Annotated in this window: 20 protein-coding genes and 1 pseudogene; 8 read left to right on the top strand and 13 right to left on the bottom strand. The window is 54.1% G+C overall.

Annotated elements, in window-relative coordinates; translation table 11 throughout:
* Window positions 1-127: 127 nt before the first annotated feature.
* A complete protein-coding gene (locus ACTG2B_RS23225; protein WP_201915112.1) occupies window positions 128-643 on the top strand; it encodes a hypothetical protein in 516 nt (171 codons plus the stop codon).
* Window positions 644-653: 10 nt separating this feature from the next.
* Window positions 654-869 carry a hypothetical protein gene (locus ACTG2B_RS23220; RefSeq protein WP_201915115.1) on the top strand — a complete coding sequence of 72 codons (216 nt, stop codon included), beginning with the start codon at window positions 654-656 and terminating at the stop codon, window positions 867-869.
* 765 nt (window positions 870-1,634) lie between these two features.
* Here ACTG2B_RS23220 and ACTG2B_RS23215 read toward each other — a convergent pair.
* From ACTG2B_RS23215 to ACTG2B_RS23205, 3 genes are all read right to left on the bottom strand, one after another.
* Window positions 1,635-1,847, bottom strand: coding sequence for a plasmid partition protein ParG (locus ACTG2B_RS23215; protein WP_068982398.1), 213 nt, complete (start codon window positions 1,845-1,847; stop codon window positions 1,635-1,637).
* 2 nt (window positions 1,848-1,849) lie between these two features.
* Window positions 1,850-2,485 (bottom strand): ParA family partition ATPase, encoded by a 636-nt coding sequence (parA, locus tag ACTG2B_RS23210; RefSeq protein ID WP_068982397.1) that lies wholly within the window; start codon window positions 2,483-2,485, stop codon window positions 1,850-1,852.
* Between the two features lie 155 nt (window positions 2,486-2,640).
* Window positions 2,641-3,525: a WYL domain-containing protein gene (locus tag ACTG2B_RS23205; RefSeq protein WP_201915121.1), complete on the bottom strand. Its 885-nt coding sequence runs from the start codon at window positions 3,523-3,525 to the stop codon at window positions 2,641-2,643.
* Between the two features lie 371 nt (window positions 3,526-3,896).
* Here ACTG2B_RS23205 and ACTG2B_RS23200 point away from each other — a divergent pair, with 371 nt between their 5' ends.
* Window positions 3,897-4,091, top strand: coding sequence for an HNH endonuclease signature motif containing protein (locus ACTG2B_RS23200; protein WP_439996982.1), 195 nt, complete (start codon window positions 3,897-3,899; stop codon window positions 4,089-4,091).
* Window positions 4,092-4,280: 189 nt separating this feature from the next.
* On the opposite strand, the gene ACTG2B_RS23195 is transcribed toward ACTG2B_RS23200, so the two are convergent.
* The 5 genes and pseudogenes from ACTG2B_RS23195 to ACTG2B_RS23175 form a co-directional block, all read right to left on the bottom strand.
* Window positions 4,281-4,799, bottom strand: coding sequence for a hypothetical protein (locus ACTG2B_RS23195; RefSeq protein WP_201915125.1), 519 nt, complete (start codon window positions 4,797-4,799; stop codon window positions 4,281-4,283).
* Window positions 4,800-4,884: 85 nt separating this feature from the next.
* Window positions 4,885-5,169: a type II toxin-antitoxin system RelE/ParE family toxin gene (locus ACTG2B_RS23190; protein WP_068982395.1), complete on the bottom strand. Its 285-nt coding sequence runs from the start codon at window positions 5,167-5,169 to the stop codon at window positions 4,885-4,887.
* The gene (locus tag ACTG2B_RS23185; RefSeq protein ID WP_182936461.1) at window positions 5,159-5,398 is read right to left on the bottom strand and encodes a CopG family ribbon-helix-helix protein; all 240 of its coding nucleotides are present in this window, start codon (window positions 5,396-5,398) and stop codon (window positions 5,159-5,161) included. Before ACTG2B_RS23185 ends, ACTG2B_RS23190 begins: the two co-directional genes overlap by 11 nt.
* Window positions 5,399-5,553: 155 nt before the next feature.
* The gene (locus ACTG2B_RS23180; RefSeq protein WP_039062313.1) at window positions 5,554-5,823 is read right to left on the bottom strand and encodes a hypothetical protein; all 270 of its coding nucleotides are present in this window, start codon (window positions 5,821-5,823) and stop codon (window positions 5,554-5,556) included.
* A 322-nt stretch (window positions 5,824-6,145) separates the two neighbouring features.
* Window positions 6,146-7,897: pseudogene (locus ACTG2B_RS23175) on the bottom strand (Tn3-like element TnAs1 family transposase); the annotation flags it as partial.
* A gap of 3 nt (window positions 7,898-7,900) precedes the next feature.
* Between ACTG2B_RS23175 and ACTG2B_RS23170 the strand changes: the two are divergent.
* Together ACTG2B_RS23170 and ACTG2B_RS23165 are read left to right on the top strand one after the other, a co-directional pair.
* On the top strand, window positions 7,901-8,293 hold the full coding sequence (locus tag ACTG2B_RS23170) for a cysteine hydrolase family protein (RefSeq protein ID WP_001351729.1): 393 nt from the start codon (window positions 7,901-7,903) through the stop codon (window positions 8,291-8,293).
* 137 nt (window positions 8,294-8,430) lie between these two features.
* On the top strand, window positions 8,431-9,315 hold the full coding sequence (locus ACTG2B_RS23165) for a DMT family transporter (protein WP_000058717.1): 885 nt from the start codon (window positions 8,431-8,433) through the stop codon (window positions 9,313-9,315).
* A gap of 31 nt (window positions 9,316-9,346) precedes the next feature.
* Here ACTG2B_RS23165 and tet(A) read toward each other — a convergent pair whose 3' ends face one another.
* On the bottom strand, window positions 9,347-10,546 hold the full coding sequence (tet(A), locus tag ACTG2B_RS23160; RefSeq protein ID WP_000804064.1) for a tetracycline efflux MFS transporter Tet(A): 1,200 nt from the start codon (window positions 10,544-10,546) through the stop codon (window positions 9,347-9,349).
* Between the two features lie 105 nt (window positions 10,547-10,651).
* On the opposite strand from tet(A), the gene tetR(A) reads away from it, so the two are divergent.
* Complete coding sequence (gene tetR(A) / locus ACTG2B_RS23155) at window positions 10,652-11,302, top strand: tetracycline resistance transcriptional repressor TetR(A) (RefSeq protein ID WP_000164043.1); 651 nt, start codon at window positions 10,652-10,654, stop codon at window positions 11,300-11,302.
* Window positions 11,303-11,627: 325 nt separating this feature from the next.
* On the opposite strand, the gene ACTG2B_RS23150 is transcribed toward tetR(A), so the two are convergent.
* The 3 genes from ACTG2B_RS23150 to ACTG2B_RS23140 all read right to left on the bottom strand — a co-directional run bounded on the left by ACTG2B_RS23150 (window position 11,628) and on the right by ACTG2B_RS23140 (window position 13,898).
* Entirely contained in the window at window positions 11,628-11,864 is a 237-nt protein-coding gene (locus tag ACTG2B_RS23150; RefSeq protein WP_439996980.1) for a hypothetical protein, read from the bottom strand.
* Window positions 11,865-13,039: 1,175 nt separating this feature from the next.
* Window positions 13,040-13,375, bottom strand: coding sequence for a hypothetical protein (locus ACTG2B_RS23145; RefSeq protein WP_201915107.1), 336 nt, complete (start codon window positions 13,373-13,375; stop codon window positions 13,040-13,042).
* Window positions 13,376-13,655: 280 nt separating this feature from the next.
* Entirely contained in the window at window positions 13,656-13,898 is a 243-nt protein-coding gene (locus ACTG2B_RS23140) for a plasmid replication protein RepB (protein WP_201915110.1), read from the bottom strand.
* A gap of 598 nt (window positions 13,899-14,496) precedes the next feature.
* Here ACTG2B_RS23140 and ACTG2B_RS23135 point away from each other — a divergent pair.
* Both ACTG2B_RS23135 and ACTG2B_RS23130 read left to right on the top strand, forming a co-directional pair.
* Window positions 14,497-14,829, top strand: coding sequence for a hypothetical protein (locus tag ACTG2B_RS23135; protein WP_439996979.1), 333 nt, complete (start codon window positions 14,497-14,499; stop codon window positions 14,827-14,829).
* A gap of 10 nt (window positions 14,830-14,839) precedes the next feature.
* The gene (locus ACTG2B_RS23130; protein ID WP_201915115.1) at window positions 14,840-15,055 is read left to right on the top strand and encodes a hypothetical protein; all 216 of its coding nucleotides are present in this window, start codon (window positions 14,840-14,842) and stop codon (window positions 15,053-15,055) included.
* Window positions 15,056-15,820: 765 nt separating this feature from the next.
* Here the strand turns inward: ACTG2B_RS23130 and ACTG2B_RS23125 are convergent.
* Entirely contained in the window at window positions 15,821-16,033 is a 213-nt protein-coding gene (locus ACTG2B_RS23125) for a plasmid partition protein ParG (protein WP_068982398.1), read from the bottom strand.
* Window positions 16,034-16,099: the final 66 nt, after the last annotated feature.

The following is a 16,099-nucleotide window of genomic DNA, read 5'->3' as shown; positions in this document are numbered from 1 at the left end:
GACATAAAATGGAGCACATCGAACAAAGGAAGGCTACAAAAAAGAGCACAAAATAGGACACACAAAGAGATACATAGGACACATAATGGAGTACAAAATGGGGCACATTGGATAGTTGTGAGGAATTATGAAAGAGATCGAGCAGCTCTGTCAGGCATTACGCGAGAAGCGTTTTAAGTCCAAGCAGGTAACGTTCAACTATCACTATGATGATTTTTGTGCGGCAAAGGGGCTGTATGGCTGGGAACGAGTCACGAAGTACATCAACGAAGTCACCGGTGCAGATCTAGCGGTAGCTGCGTACAAAAGCATGCTCAAGAGAGCCAAGAAGAAAGTGGAGTCCTCCCCCCAACCTGAAACAAAATTGGCGGTCAAAAAAGTGACAACCAATGCTTTCAGTACCATCGTGGAAAAGGAAAGGTTCGAGCACGACAACAATCCTGATCTTGATGCGCTGCTAGATAGGCTGGGAGCTGAAACCGGCAACTTGGCGGACTACTTAAAGGTGTGCTTCAACTCGGAATCGATCGCCAAAAGGGCAATAGAGGCAGGGGTGTCAATAGAGGAAATACGGTCATGGGAATGCCCGAACCAGATACGGCTTGGAACAAGGTTAAGCCACTTCATTAGAAACGCATCATAAAGGCAAACTGATGAGTCAAAACGACGATTTGATTGGGGTGAAAAAAGACCAATTCAGTCCATACCAAGTTACGGACTACCTAACGAACACAGCGGAGATCACTGCATACCTCAAGGCAGCTAAAGAGGAAAATGACCCTGAGCTGCTGGCAGCAGTAATCGAGGATATTCGTCAGATAAAGCTAGATGGGGCAAGATCGAAAAAACCAAACCCGCTCCGTGGATAAGCCCTACTGCCCACAGGCCAAAAACACGGCCTAATGGACAGCCCTTCGGGAACGGGCTTAACCACCTCGCCAAGGTTCTCTCCCTATGATGAAGAACGGAAAGACCACGGCGAAAAGGATGTCGCCAAGCTCCACAGTCAGCAGGCTCTCCTATCTTTCCGCTGCGCTTCAAGATAGGAGAGCCCTCCTGCTTGGCTACGTTAAAAATGACGTAGTTACACAAGATAGACTCGCCTTGCTCCGGACTATCGAGACTGCTTGCGGCAGCTCCCTCTCACGCGCTCCAGAGACACACCCCGTCCTTGCTGCATCTGCTTTAGTCCCCGCCTGATGGCCTGACTGCCGCGCCGTTTTTTAAGAGCTGGCCGTGGTTGGTTCCCCGTTACGCTCTGCTTGCAAATGCCCCACGGTTGCGAATCGTGGGCGGCTGTGGTGCGCGATCGCACGCTGGGCAGTATGTGAGATTTCCCCGTTCTGCCCGACCAACCACACCCACAAACGGCAACAAACTCATGCTTCCAATCCGTGCGGGTACGACAAAGCGCCAAAGGTGGTGGCCTTCGGTAACGGGTCGAGTTGCGGGAAAAGCTTGATTGAATGGCCGAATGGCCGCTAAACTGATTAGGACTTTTGGTAGCTGCTTCCCGCACGGAGCCGTTACCAGGTGAAGTCGGTTCCCCAACCGGCAACACCTTCGAAGAAACCGCCCTGCAAGGCGGTTTTTTCGTTTCAGGACATAACTCTACGCTTGATCATCACAGCTGATCAAGCTTTCTGAGAGCCAGACTCCGCCGCCAATAGCGTTTCTATGCAATCAACAATAACATCTTTAATTGTCTTGCCATTTTCAGCGGCGTAAACCTTCAACTTTGAATGCGTATTTTCATCAATATCAAAGTTGACCCTCTTTTTTTTTGTCAGCTCAAGGCTTTTTAAGTCAACATGTTTTTTTACACTAGGCCGCCCAGCTTTCAGCATAATTAATCACCTGTAAGTATAGAAACCATCTCATCTGTAAGCATCATAATCTCTCCTGCTGATGGGCTGTTAGGAGATGCCTGTATAACAGTCTCGCCATTAGCAGCAGAGGTGGGAAATAAAACGCTTTGGCACACCCTTGACTTGAACACTGGCAAACCGTACTCCAAAAGCGCAGACTCAATCTCACCACCAATCTTTGTGTTTTTTATCGCTCTGGAAATAACAAAAAACGCTTTTAATTTACCATCCGTCAAATCGATGCGCTGTTTAACAAGATCAACAAGATCTGACGCTGCCCATATATCATATGGTGATGGCTGAACAGGAATAACAATAAGGTCAGATGACCTTATTGCAGATATAGCCAAATCTGAAGCCTGCGGTGCTCCATCAATAACTATAAAATCCCTCTTACCAAGAGCCTTTATATCTCGTTCGAGAGTCGGCCGATCAATTCCAATAACCGGCAGATCATTACCATCAGCCACGGCAGCCCAATCTCTAGCGCTCCCCTGAGGATCCGAGTCAACCAGCACGACATCAAACCCACGCAACTTCAACCCCATTGCCAAGTGAGTTGCTATCGTTGTTTTACCAGACCCACCCTTCTGATTTAAAACGGAGACTACCTTCATCACCCCACCTTTCAACCTCTAGAACCCGAAGGCTAGTACGTGATACAGCACAAAACAGCTCATGCACTCATGTACTCATGTACTCATGTACTCATGTACTCATGTACTCATGTACTCATGTACTCATGTACTCATGTACTCATGTACTCATGTACTCATTGTGCTCTAGGATTAACCCCTGGCGCAATATTTTTAATCCCATCAGGTAAGCGTTCAAGAACATCCATATTTTTCAAAGCTAACAAATAACTACGATCAAGGTTTTTATCTAAAGAACAATCAACCTTCCACTTCAACATTTGGAAACCAAACAAAGCAATGGGCACATCTTTAACCAGAACCCCACCAACCATTCCAAGCTCGCGCTCAATAGAATCCTTATCCTTTTCATCTAGTTTTGGATGAGGTATTAACTCAATAGACACGCTTTCATCCCACTCCAAATCACTACAAACAGAATCTTCTTTTTTATGATAACCAATAAATTTTCCAATTCTATTTAGCAATAGCGACAAATATTTGCCATGCTTATAGTCGTAACACCTCAAATAAAACTTACCATTCACATCAAATATTTTACTAGGATGGATTTTCTTTACTGAGAAACCACTAGAAAGAGAGCTATATTCAAATGACATAGACAAATCATTTGCTATAGCCCTTGATATTGATAAGACAACTTCTTTTTCTGGAATGGGAAGAAGATCTTTCAAACTTACTATTGGAGGCTCGACAAATCCAAGGTAAGAAGAAACCTTCTTACTTTTAAGTCTTGAAATAACTGAGGATGAAGATATAGGGTATTCGCTCTTAAATGTTGCACTCTTAATTTCATAACGTTTTAAACTAGGGTTAAATTCCAAGTTATGGGATGCAATCTCTCTATACCCGCCAAGATCCCTCGTGGCCGCAGCCTCCTTCAGACCAAACCGGTTCATTAGATCAGCGCGAGACAACCACCCCTTAGCCATGAGAAGAAGCTCAATAAACGCCCATCTTTCAGCAACCTTTTGATTTTCATCAGCTTTATCATTAACCACAAAAACCTCCTGAGAACGCTTGATCTAATCAAAATGATCGGTACAATGATTTTAGGCTCATCAATCAGATTGATCTAGTGAGACTAAAGAAATCATAGCATTCTAAAGAGGAGCACAAAAAATGCTACGACTAGACGAAGAAAGTTCAGCTTATATCTACCGTCCGTACATCACAGTTAAAGGACGTCGCATCACCAGACCTAATGGTGGCATGTTCAAAATCCCCCTCAATCGCCCCAAAAAAGACCAGTGAGAGGTAACAAACATGAGCAACTGGTCTACAGAAACGATCTGCCGTATGGAACAAGGCAACCTTTGTATCTCAAGAAAACGAGAGCAGAGGATTCAGGAAAGACCAATGCGGAGCATGGATCAACCGCTTTCAATACGGAAATAGAGATAACAAGTACGGGTGGGAAATTGACCACATAACCCCAGTATCGAATGGGGGTGGTGATAACTTAGGCAACCTTAGACCTCTGCATTGGAAGAACAATGCAGCACGTCAAAACAATCGGCTTTCATGCCAAGTCTACAGTGATGGGGGTGAAAACGTGGGATTGTGATGAACACTGCCAACAAACAGTCGCGATAGCTGAGGACACTCAGTAGCCTCAGCTATCGATGACCAAAAACAGCCTGTTATAGGTGGTGGCAAGACAGCTTCATTTTCAAAAAACGATCAATCAAATTCAAAAAATGAAGGTGTAAAATCAGCGCCAATGCTCCCAATAACAGGACTTAACGCAATGAGATTACCACGCCATTCCTGCATTTTTTAACCAGCAACGCTTGGGCTTACGGCCATCCAAAGATTTCACGTAAGCATTCCACTCTTCCTTGCTCTTGCCTTTGAGCTCCTCATTCTTGCGATCGACCTCTTCTTGCAATGCCTTGCAATCGGCCTCTGCCTTCGCCTTTTCCTGCTCTTTGGCTTCGATCACTTTAAGTGCCTCAGCATCATCGACCTTGGCAAAGACTTGCTTCCCATTAAGCACCAACGTTTTATCCGATTCTTTGTAAACGCCACTGACGCCAAGCGCCCCAATCGTCAACGTATTGTCTTTGATGGTCGCAGGAAACTCTTTGCGTTCAACCGAACCATCCAAAATGCTATTTCCATACCTTGTCAGCAAATGACCTTCGCCGTTTTTCTCGATTTTCAAATATTCAAAGCGGTCGCCCTGAACCTTCCAAAACCCCAAGAATGGTTTGTCCGCAGACCCGCAGGCGGAAAGCGCCAGAGCCAAAAAAACTGCAACAACAACCCTCATGAAAAACTCCATTTTTTATTTTCAGTGAAAGCGCTCAAGATACCAGAACCGCAATAAAAAGGACTCATTCAACCCAGCCACTAACTCACAACTGGCTTGGAAAGCGTTGTCTGGTGTGGAATACCCTCAGAATGTGGATCTCATCCCCTTGCACCCGATACGGAAGCAGGAACGGATAGGGCTGCACCACGAGTTCTCTCGTTCCAGGAACCCGCCCGGGCCGCCCCATGGCCGGCTGAGTCGATAACAGGCTAACCAGCCGATACACTTCGCGCACAAACTCCTGTGCCACTATCGGGTTTTCTCTCGATAGGAAGTCGTGCGCATCCTCCAAGTTGAGCGCAGCCTTACGTAGCCATTTAACCCGCATTGATCCCCCACCGACTAAACTTCGCGGCCATCTCTTTTTCCGGTACAAAATCGCCAGAATCAGCCTCGATCAATGCCGCCTCAATCTGCGCGATCTGCCAAGCTTCTCGCGCCAAGTAATCCTGAATGGCTTGGTTGGCCAACCATGATTTGGTTCTACCTGTAGACTGGGCCAGCTGCCCCAATTGCTGGTCTACTTCATCCGGCAGACGGACAGACATTACGCTCATAACACCCCCTTGTAGTCAGATGTTTACATTGTGCGACTAGATAACCATCAATGTCCACCGATCCCACCAATTGCAGTACTGCAATTAGGGGTTATACAACCCCCAAAACTGGCGAATCGAAGGGTGTTTTGATGTGCGCATAACGCCTTTTATGTTCAAGAGCTCCTGATCTGTCTCGGGGCACCCATGAAGCCCGTGGCATCCACCTCGAACCGGCAGACCCCGATCTGCTGCAGGTAGAGAACCAGGGTATCGAGCTTGCGAAAAACTCTGAGCTGCTTGCTGCGCTGGGCGGCCAGGGCACGTTCGGCTAGACCGTAGCGCACCAGCAGCGTCCAGCCGCCAGGTTGGCCAACTGCGATCACGACACGAACAGCACCGGCCGCCACCAGTTGTACCAGGGTGGGATGGGTAATGGTTTCCATGGGGGAGATTCCGAGACAAGGGATAGTGCGGCGCAGGATGGGAGATAACGCCTCGCAAAACAAGTCATCTTGCAGGATGACCAGCAGCAAAAAGGGCGTCCGATTTAACGTAACGCCCCCTTATACGCACTAGCCGATGGGGTTACTGCTTGGGTTGGTACAGTTCAACATACTGGCCAGCCAGTGCCTGCGCCTCTGCCAATACCGCAGGCGATAAACGCTTGGCGAAAAGGTCACGTTTTGTAGCCGCCTCGACATCCCCATTGGCGGCAGACACCGAACTCCAGACGGGGAGCCCGCAGAATTCGGAAAAAATCGTACGCTAAGGTTTTCCGGGCATCCGTAAGGGCCGAAACTTCCCGTCTTCCAGTCTGCGGCTCTGCCGCCAGACGTAATCGCCGGTTAGGTTGATGTGCTCCCAGCCCAGCGGCGACAGGAATTGCAGCAGCTCGCCGTCCACCGGCTTGCCGGCCTCGACCAACCCCTGGGTGGCGCGTTCCAGGTACACCGTGTTCCACAGCACGATAGCCGCCGTCACCAGGTTGAGGCCGCTGGCCCGGTAGCGCTGCTGCTCGAAGCTCCGATCCCTGATTTCCCCAAGGCGGTTGAAGAACACCGCCCTGGCCAGCGAGTTGCGCGCCTCACCTTTGTTCAGGCCGGCATGCACGCGGCGGCGCAGTTCAACACTTTGCAGCCAGTCCAGGATGAACAGCGTGCGCTCGATCCGGCCCAGCTCGCGCAGGGCCACGGCCAGTCCGTTCTGGCGCGGGTAGCTGCCGAGCTTGCGCAGCATCAGCGAGGCGGTGACGGTGCCCTGCTTGATCGAGCTGGCCAGGCGCAGGATGTCGTCCCAGTGGGCACGCACGTGCTTGATGTTCAGGGTGCCGCCGATCAGCGGGCGCAACGTCGGGTAGGCTTGCACGCCCTGCGGCACGTACAGCTTGGTTTCGCCGAGGTCGCGGATGCGCGGCGCGAAGCGGAAGCCTAGCAGGTGCATCAGGGCAAAGACGTGATCGGTGAAGCCGGCCGTGTCGGTGTAGTGCTCCTCGATCCGCAGGTCGGACTCGTGGTACAGCAGGCCGTCGAGCACATAGGTGGAATCGCGGACGCCGACATTCACCACGCGGGTGCTGAACGGCGCGTACTGGTCGGAGATATGGGTATAGAACAGCCGTCCCGGCTCGCTACCGTACTTCGGGTTGACGTGCCCGGTGCTCTCGCCCCGGCCACCCGCGCGGAAGCGCTGGCCATCGGAGGATGAGGTCGTGCCGTCGCCCCAGTGGGCGGCAAAGGCGTGGCGATACTGGTGGTTGACCAGCTCGGCCAAGGCCGCCGAATAGGTTTCGTCGCGGATGTGCCAGGCTTGCAGCCAGGACAGCTTGGCGTAGGTCAGGCCGGGGCTCGACTCGGCCATCTTGGTCAGCCCGAGGTTGATCGCATCACCGAGGATTGCGGACAGCAGCAACGTCCTGTCTTTGGCCTCGGCCCCGTCCTTCAAGTGGGTGAAGTGGCGGCTGAAGCCCGTCCAGTCGTCCACGTCCATCAGCAGTTCGGTGATCTTGATGCGCGGCAGTAACTGGCTGGTTTGGTCGATCAGCGCCTGCGCCCGATCCGGCACCGCCGCATCCAGCGGGGTGATTTTCAGCCCTGACTCGGTGAGGATGGCATCGGGCAGCTCGTTGTCCTTGGCCAGGCGGGTGACGGTGGCCAACTGCTCGTCCAGCAGCTGCAAACGCTCTTCCAGGTACTGGTCGCTGTTCGGGTTGATCGCCAGGGGCAGGGCCTGCTCGCGCTTGAGTGCGGCGAACTTCTCGGCCGGCAGCAGGTAGTCGTCGAAGTCGCGGAACTGCCGCGAGCCCTTGACCCAGATGTCGCCGGAGCGCAGGGCGTTCTTCAGCTCGGACAGGGCGCAGATTTCGTAGAATTTCCGGTCGAGGCCTTCCGGGGTGATCACCAGCGGCTTCCAGCGCGGCTTGATGAAGGCCGTGGGTGCATCGGCCGGCACCTTGCGCAGGTTGTCGGCGTTCATCTCACGCAGGGTCTGCACGGCTGCCAGCACGCCTTGCGCGGCCGGCCCGTGCTGTTCCCCAACTTTTCGCTCGGCGAAGAGTATGAACATGCGCCGCCGGCGACGAATCGCCAAATCTCACCGTATCTCCCGAGCGGACGATTTCGCACCGGTCTGCCCGTCGAAGGGCTTGCGATCGAACGGGGCGACCTTTTCTATGCATGTCCGCGAGCCAGCGTCTTTTATGGCACGGCGCTCGACGCCGACCTTCGGACGCGCGGCGTAAGCACGCTTGTCATGGCCGGGATAAGCACCACCGGCGTTGTTCTTTCAAGCGTCGCCTGGGCTAGTGATGCGGACTACGACGTGCGTTTGGTCCAGGACTGCTGCTACGACCCGGATCGGGATGCCCACGAAGCTCTGTTGCGTTCCGGGTTCGGCGGACGTGTACAGGTCGTGTAATTTTCGGGCCTCGCATGATCGCGGCCATAGCCGCAGGTGGATTGGTGCGAGGCAGGGCCAGTCCAAGTCAGGGTGCGGTCATCGCGGCGCCTGCAACTCTCAAAAACCCATCGCCGTAGCGGAGGTCTTGTAATCGCATGTCATTACGCACGCCCGATTTATTGTTCACAGCGATAGCACCTGCCATTTGGGGCAGCACCTACATTGTCACCACCCAATACCTGCCGAACTTCTCACCGATGACGGTCGCGATGCTGCGGGCGTTGCCGGCGGGTTTATTGCTCGTGATGATCGTCCGACAGATTCCAACGGGAATCTGGTGGATGCGCATCTTCATCCTCGGCGCACTTAATATTTCGCTATTCTGGAGCTTGTTGTTTATTTCGGTCTACCGCCTGCCGGGCGGGGTCGCGGCGACGGTAGGCGCTGTGCAGCCGCTGATGGTCGTGTTCATCTCTGCCGCTCTGCTAGGTAGCCCGATACGATTGATGGCGGTCCTGGGGGCTATTTGCGGAACTGCGGGCGTGGCGCTGTTGGTGTTGACACCAAACGCAGCGCTAGATCCTGTCGGCGTCGCAGCGGGCCTGGCGGGGGCGGTTTCCATGGCGTTCGGAACCGTGCTGACCCGCAAGTGGCAACCTCCCGTGCCTCTGCTCACCTTTACCGCCTGGCAACTGGCGGCCGGAGGACTTCTGCTCGTTCCAGTAGCTTTAGTGTTTGATCCGCCAATCCCGATGCCTACAGGAACCAATGTTCTCGGCCTGGCGTGGCTCGGCCTGATCGGAGCGGGTTTAACCTACTTCCTTTGGTTCCGGGGGATCTCGCGACTCGAACCTACAGTTGTTTCCTTACTGGGCTTTCTCAGCCCGGGGACCGCCGTGTTGCTAGGATGGTTGTTCTTGGATCAGACGCTGAGTGCGCTTCAAATCATCGGCGTCCTGCTCGTGATCGGGAGTATCTGGCTGGGCCAACGTTCCAACCGCACTCCTAGGGCGCGTATAGCTTGCCGGAAGTCGCCTTGACCCGCATGGCATAGGCCTATCGTTTCCACGATCAGCGATCGGCTCGTTGCCCTGCGCCGCTCCAAAGCCCGCGACGCAGCGCCGGCAGGCAGAGCAAGTAGAGGGCAGCGCCTGCAATCCATGCCCACCCGTTCCACGTTGTTATAGAAGCCGCATAGATCGCCGTGAAGAGGAGGGGTCCGACGATCGAGGTCAGGCTGGTGAGCGCCGCCAGTGAGCCTTGCAGCTGCCCCTGACGTTCCTCATCCACCTGCCTGGACAACATTGCTTGCAGCGCCGGCATTCCGATGCCACCCGAAGCAAGCAGGACCATGATCGGGAACGCCATCCATCCCCGTGTCGCGAAGGCAAGCAGGATGTAGCCTGTGCCGTCGGCAATCATTCCGAGCATGAGTGCCCGCCTTTCGCCGAGCCGGGCGGCTACAGGGCCGGTGATCATTGCCTGGGCGAGTGAATGCAGAATGCCAAATGCGGCAAGCGAAATGCCGATCGTGGTCGCGTCCCAGTGAAAGCGATCCTCGCCGAAAATGACCCAAAGCGCGGCCGGCACCTGTCCGACAAGTTGCATGATGAAGAAGACCGCCATCAGGGCGGCGACGACGGTCATGCCCCGGGCCCACCGGAACGAAGCGAGCGGGTTGAGAGCCTCCCGGCGTAACGGCCGGCGTTCGCCTTTGTGCGACTCCGGCAAAAGGAAACAGCCCGTCAGGAAATTGAGGCCGTTCAAGGCTGCCGCGGCGAAGAACGGAGCGTGGGGGGAGAAACCGCCCATCAGCCCACCGAGCACAGGTCCCGCGACCATCCCGAACCCGAAACAGGCGCTCATGAAGCCGAAGTGCCGCGCGCGCTCATCGCCATCAGTGATATCGGCAATATAAGCGCCGGCTACCGCCCCAGTCGCCCCGGTGATGCCGGCCACGATCCGCCCGATATAGAGAACCCAAAGGAAAGGCGCCGTCGCCATGATGGCGTAGTCGACAGCAGCGCCGGCCAGCGAGACGAGCAAGACCGGCCGCCGCCCGAAACGATCCGACAGCGCGCCCAGCACAGGTGCGCAGGCAAATTGCATCAACGCATACAGCGCCAGCAGAATGCCATAGTGGGCGGTGACGTCGTTCGAGTGAACCAGATCGCGCAGGAGGCCCGGCAGCACCGGCATAATCAGGCCGATGCCGACAGCGTCGAGCGCGACAGTGCTCAGAATTACGATCAGGGGTCTGTTGGGTTTCACGTCTGGCCTCCGGACCAGCCTCCGCTGGTCCGATTGAACGCGCGGATTCTTTATCACTGATAAGTTGGTGGACATATTATGTTTATCAGTGATAAAGTGTCAAGCATGACAAAGTTGCAGCCGAATACAGTGATCCGTGCCGCCCTGGACCTGTTGAACGAGGTCGGCGTAGACGGTCTGACGACACGCAAACTGGCGGAACGGTTGGGGGTTCAGCAGCCGGCGCTTTACTGGCACTTCAGGAACAAGCGGGCGCTGCTCGACGCACTGGCCGAAGCCATGCTGGCGGAGAATCATACGCATTCGGTGCCGAGAGCCGACGACGACTGGCGCTCATTTCTGATCGGGAATGCCCGCAGCTTCAGGCAGGCGCTGCTCGCCTACCGCGATGGCGCGCGCATCCATGCCGGCACGCGACCGGGCGCACCGCAGATGGAAACGGCCGACGCGCAGCTTCGCTTCCTCTGCGAGGCGGGTTTTTCGGCCGGGGACGCCGTCAATGCGCTGATGACAATCAGCTACTTCACTGTTGGGGCCGTGCTTGAGGAGCAGGCCGGCGACAGCGATGCCGGCGAGCGCGGCGGCACCGTTGAACAGGCTCCGCTCTCGCCGCTGTTGCGGGCCGCGATAGACGCCTTCGACGAAGCCGGTCCGGACGCAGCGTTCGAGCAGGGACTCGCGGTGATTGTCGATGGATTGGCGAAAAGGAGGCTCGTTGTCAGGAACGTTGAAGGACCGAGAAAGGGTGACGATTGATCAGGACCGCTGCCGGAGCGCAACCCACTCACTACAGCAGAGCCATGTAGACAACATCCCCTCCCCCTTTCCACCGCGTCAGACGCCCGTAGCAGCCCGCTACGGGCTTTTTCATGCCCTGCCCTAGCCGTCCAAGCCTCACGGCCGCGCTCGGCCTCTCTGGCGGCCTTCTGGCGCTCCTGCTGCGGCGTCCGCTCGTGGGCCGTGGCGCGGGTCCGCGCGCCGGCCTCGTGCGCCTGGCGCTCGCGGGCGAGGTCCAGGGCGGCCGTCTTCACGTTCTGCCTTGCGCAGATGAGATAGGGGAGCCCGCAGAATTCGGAAAACCTTAGCGTACGATTTTTTCCGAATTCTGCGGGCTCCCCCAGACGTAAGCTAGCTTGTTATCCTGCACCACACCCACACCGTTGTCGTACATCACTCCGAGGAGAAGTTGTGCCTTTGCATCGCTCTGTTCGGCCGCTTTCTGCACTTCGGAAATGGGGGCATTTTTCCAGTCATTTGCCTGCAGGGTGGGGCCCCAACAAGCCCCGACGACCAGCAGTGCCAAAATCCCTTTTTTCATCTCTTTCCTACTGATCTATGGATTCTGCCTCGCATCGTATCGCAGGTGGCACCAGCGGGTTGTCTCGGGGATCCCAAAACAGCGCAGGAGCTCCCCCAAAGCCGCCGCGCCTAATCGCTTTTATGTTCAATTGCCGATTTCACATGGCAAAACGGCCACTCCGTCAGGATGCGGCCGCCTGTATCGCGTTTTGTGGCGTATTGACACACAAGACACGGCGTTTACCGCCTGAAAGTTTGCAACGCTTCTGAGGCGTTTTTAGGGCCAGATCCTGCGGGGTATGGTTTCAGCTGGTTTTAGCGGCCTATCGCGCATTAGTCTCGGTTTCCCTCCGAGCGATTTGTTCCCGCCCAGCCCTGAAAATGCCCCACTTCTGTCCCGGTTTTGTACCGGATCTGTTCCGGTTTTGTACCGCTATCCGCTTCGCGGTGTTCCAGTACCCCCGCACAGTGCAGTCCTTAACGACATAGTCACTATTCACACCGTCATTCCCCCTTAAAAACGGTGGATCACAGCCATACACATTACGCACCAGTAAAGCTGGTGCAACGCATTGAAAGAAAAGGAATACTTCATCAGAAAGGAGTCGTAAAAATGGTGGCAAAAAAGCCATAGCAGCATGATCTTAATGCTGTTTTTATGGTTGCACTACAACCCCGATAGGAACAAATCGCTCGGAACATCGAGCGTGTCCGGCAGACGCCAGCGGGGGCCAATTGGTGAAGCAAAACAGAGTCCATCAGGGTGGGGCCAGTGGCCCCACCTTGGAACAGAACGCTCGCCCCATTGCATCGTGGCGGGAACAAATCGCTCGGAACATCGAGCGCGTCCGGCAGACGCCAGCGGGGGCCAATTGGTGAAGCAAAACAGAGTCCATCAGGGTGGGGCCAGTGGCCCCACCTTGGAACAGAACGCTCGCCCCATTGCATCGTGGCGGGAACAAATCGCTCGGAAATCGAGCGCGTCCGGCAGACGCCAGCGGGGGCCAATTGGTGAAGCAAAACAGAGTCCATCAGGGTGGGGCCAGTGGCCCCACCTTGGAACAGAACGCTCGCCCCATTGCATCGTGGCGGGAACAAATCGCTCGGAACATCGAGCGCGTCCGGCAGACGCCAGCGGGGGGCCAATTGGTGAAGCAAAACAGAGTCCATCTATGATAGGGCCACTGTTAAGCGTCAGGGTTTATCGCTTACTCGATCATTCTCATAATCCAGAACTAAGCCGTACTGCAAGGCATCTTGTAAGGCAAGCTCCTTGAGCCTGTCCCGCAAAAAATCCCGATTGGCTAACGGGGAATTGGGATTGGACTCTTGGATCTCTTCAAGCATTTCCTTGATAAGCTCAATAGCGCCGTTGTACTTGAACGTTTGTGAATGCCCAAAATGCCTTGCATCATCAAGCTCCCTCTCCATCCTCAAAGCCTGCTCTTTCCATCCGGCGACCTGGCCACGAAGATAACCTTTCCCAGACTCCCCAATAGACAGTCCGACACCAAAATCCATGCTCGTCATAACTCGCCCTATAAGTTCTTAAAATGCTCTTCAAAACCTCCAAACGCAGCACGACAGATCTTAACTCTTCACCCACCACAGCAGCAGGACTTTCGCCGCGAACACATCGTTCGGAACATCGAGCGCGTCTAGCGGAGACCGCGGGGGCCTAAAACAGAGTCCATCAAGAGTGGGGGCAGTGGCCCCATCCTGTGGAGATCAGGGCAACACTCCCGAACGGGAGCGACTAGCGCAGTCTGTCGCGCTTCGTTCGGGAGTCGGCAAGCGCAGCGCGGCAGCCTTAACGACTGCTTAGATCCACCTCGATGCGGCGAAAACCGATAGTGTGCGCCGTATTCACCCCTGCATCGATGGTCTTAAAAACCCGCCATCCTCCACGCTGGCGTTCCAGCACTTCCGTTTCTGCATTGCGGCCAAACTTCACTAAGTGAAGATGGTAGCCGGTGCCCATCGGGGTCGGGGCGATCACCGCCTTGGCAAAGCCCCCCTGTTCAAATACCCACTTCGCCTTGATCTCTTCCATATCAAAAACCCTGTTTTGATGGCTCATATCTACGTTATGACACCAACGCAGCCAAACATCAAATTACAATTACGAACCATCAAATTCTCATTTTGACTGGCATTGTTCAGGTTCGTAGAACCGCACTCTGGTTTCAAAGGGGGAGCCCCTTTGGCACGCCGATAGGATGCAGGCACGCCGACGGTACAAACGCAGTTTGTATACGGTCGGTCTCGTGCCTGTATACAGTCGGTGTCGTGCCTGCCTTTCTTGTCGTAAATCTGCGTGACTACAAAATAGGGCACAAAAAGAGACATAAAATGGAGCACATCGAACAAAGGAAGGCTACAAAAAAGAGCACAAAATAGGACACACAAAGAGATACATAGGACACATAATGGAGTACAAAATGGGGCACATTGGATAGTTGTGAGGAATTAAAGAGATCGAGCAGCTCTGTCAGGCATTACGCGAGAAGCGTTTTAAGTCCAAGCAGGTAACGTTCAACTATCACTATGATGATTTTTGTGCGGCAAAGGGGCTGTATGGCTGGGAACGAGTCACGAAGTACATCAACGAAGTCACCGGTGCAGATCTAGCGGTAGCTGCGTACAAAAGCATGCTCAAGAGAGCCAAGAAGAAAGTGGAGTCCTCCCCCCAACCTGAAACAAAATTGGCGGTCAAAAAAGTGACAACCAATGCTTTCAGTACCATCGTGGAAAAGGAAAGGTTCGAGCACGACAACAATCCTGATCTTGATGCGCTGCTAGATAGGCTGGGAGCTGAAACCGGCAACTTGGCGGACTACTTAAAGGTGTGCTTCAACTCGGAATCGATCGCCAAAAGGGCAATAGAGGCAGGGGTGTCAATAGAGGAAATACGGTCATGGGAATGCCCGAACCAGATACGGCTTGGAACAAGGTTAAGCCACTTCATTAGAAACGCATCATAAAGGCAAACTGATGAGTCAAAACGACGATTTGATTGGGGTGAAAAAAGACCAATTCAGTCCATACCAAGTTACGGACTACCTAACGAACACAGCGGAGATCACTGCATACCTCAAGGCAGCTAAAGAGGAAAATGACCCTGAGCTGCTGGCAGCAGTAATCGAGGATATTCGTCAGATAAAGCTAGATGGGGCAAGATCGAAAAAACCAAACCCGCTCCGTGGATAAGCCCTACTGCCCACAGGCCAAAAACACGGCCTAATGGACAGCCCTTCGGGAACGGGCTTAACCACCTCGCCAAGGTTCTCTCCCTATGATGAAGAACGGAAAGACCACGGCGAAAAGGATGTCGCCAAGCTCCACAGTCAGCAGGCTCTCCTATCTTTCCGCTGCGCTTCAAGATAGGAGAGCCCTCCTGCTTGGCTACGTTAAAAATGACGTAGTTACACAAGATAGACTCGCCTTGCTCCGGACTATCGAGACTGCTTGCGGCAGCTCCCTCTCACGCGCTCCAGAGACACACCCCGTCCTTGCTGCATCTGCTTTAGTCCCCGCCTGATGGCCTGACTGCCGCGCCGTTTTTTAAGAGCTGGCCGTGGTTGGTTCCCCGTTACGCTCTGCTTGCAAATGCCCCACGGTTGCGAATCGTGGGCGGCTGTGGTGCGCGATCGCACGCTGGGCAGTATGTGAGATTTCCCCGTTCTGCCCGACCAACCACACCCACAAACGGCAACAAACTCATGCTTCCAATCCGTGCGGGTACGACAAAGCGCCAAAGGTGGTGGCCTTCGGTAACGGGTCGAGTTGCGGGAAAAGCTTGATTGAATGGCCGAATGGCCGCTAAACTGATTAGGACTTTTGGTAGCTGCTTCCCGCACGGAGCCGTTACCAGGTGAAGTCGGTTCCCCAACCGGCAACACCTTCGAAGAAACCGCCCTGCAAGGCGGTTTTTTCGTTTCAGGACATAACTCTACGCTTGATCATCACAGCTGATCAAGCTTTCTGAGAGCCAGACTCCGCCGCCAATAGCGTTTCTATGCAATCAACAATAACATCTTTAATTGTCTTGCCATTTTCAGCGGCGTAAACCTTCAACTTTGAATGCGTATTTTCATCAATATCAAAGTTGACCCTCTTTTTTTTTGTCAGCTCAAGGCTTTTTAAGTCAACATGTTTTTTTACACTAGGCCGCCCAGCTTTCAGCATAATTAATCACCTGTAAGTATAGAAACCATCTCATCTGTAAGCATCATAATCTCTCCTGCTGATGGG

Source organism: Aeromonas sp. 30P (assembly GCF_051919805.1).
Classification (GTDB): domain Bacteria; phylum Pseudomonadota; class Gammaproteobacteria; order Enterobacterales; family Aeromonadaceae; genus Aeromonas; species Aeromonas veronii.
The sequence above is the reverse complement of the archived record's forward strand: the minus strand, read 5'-3'. Positions and strand labels throughout refer to the sequence as shown.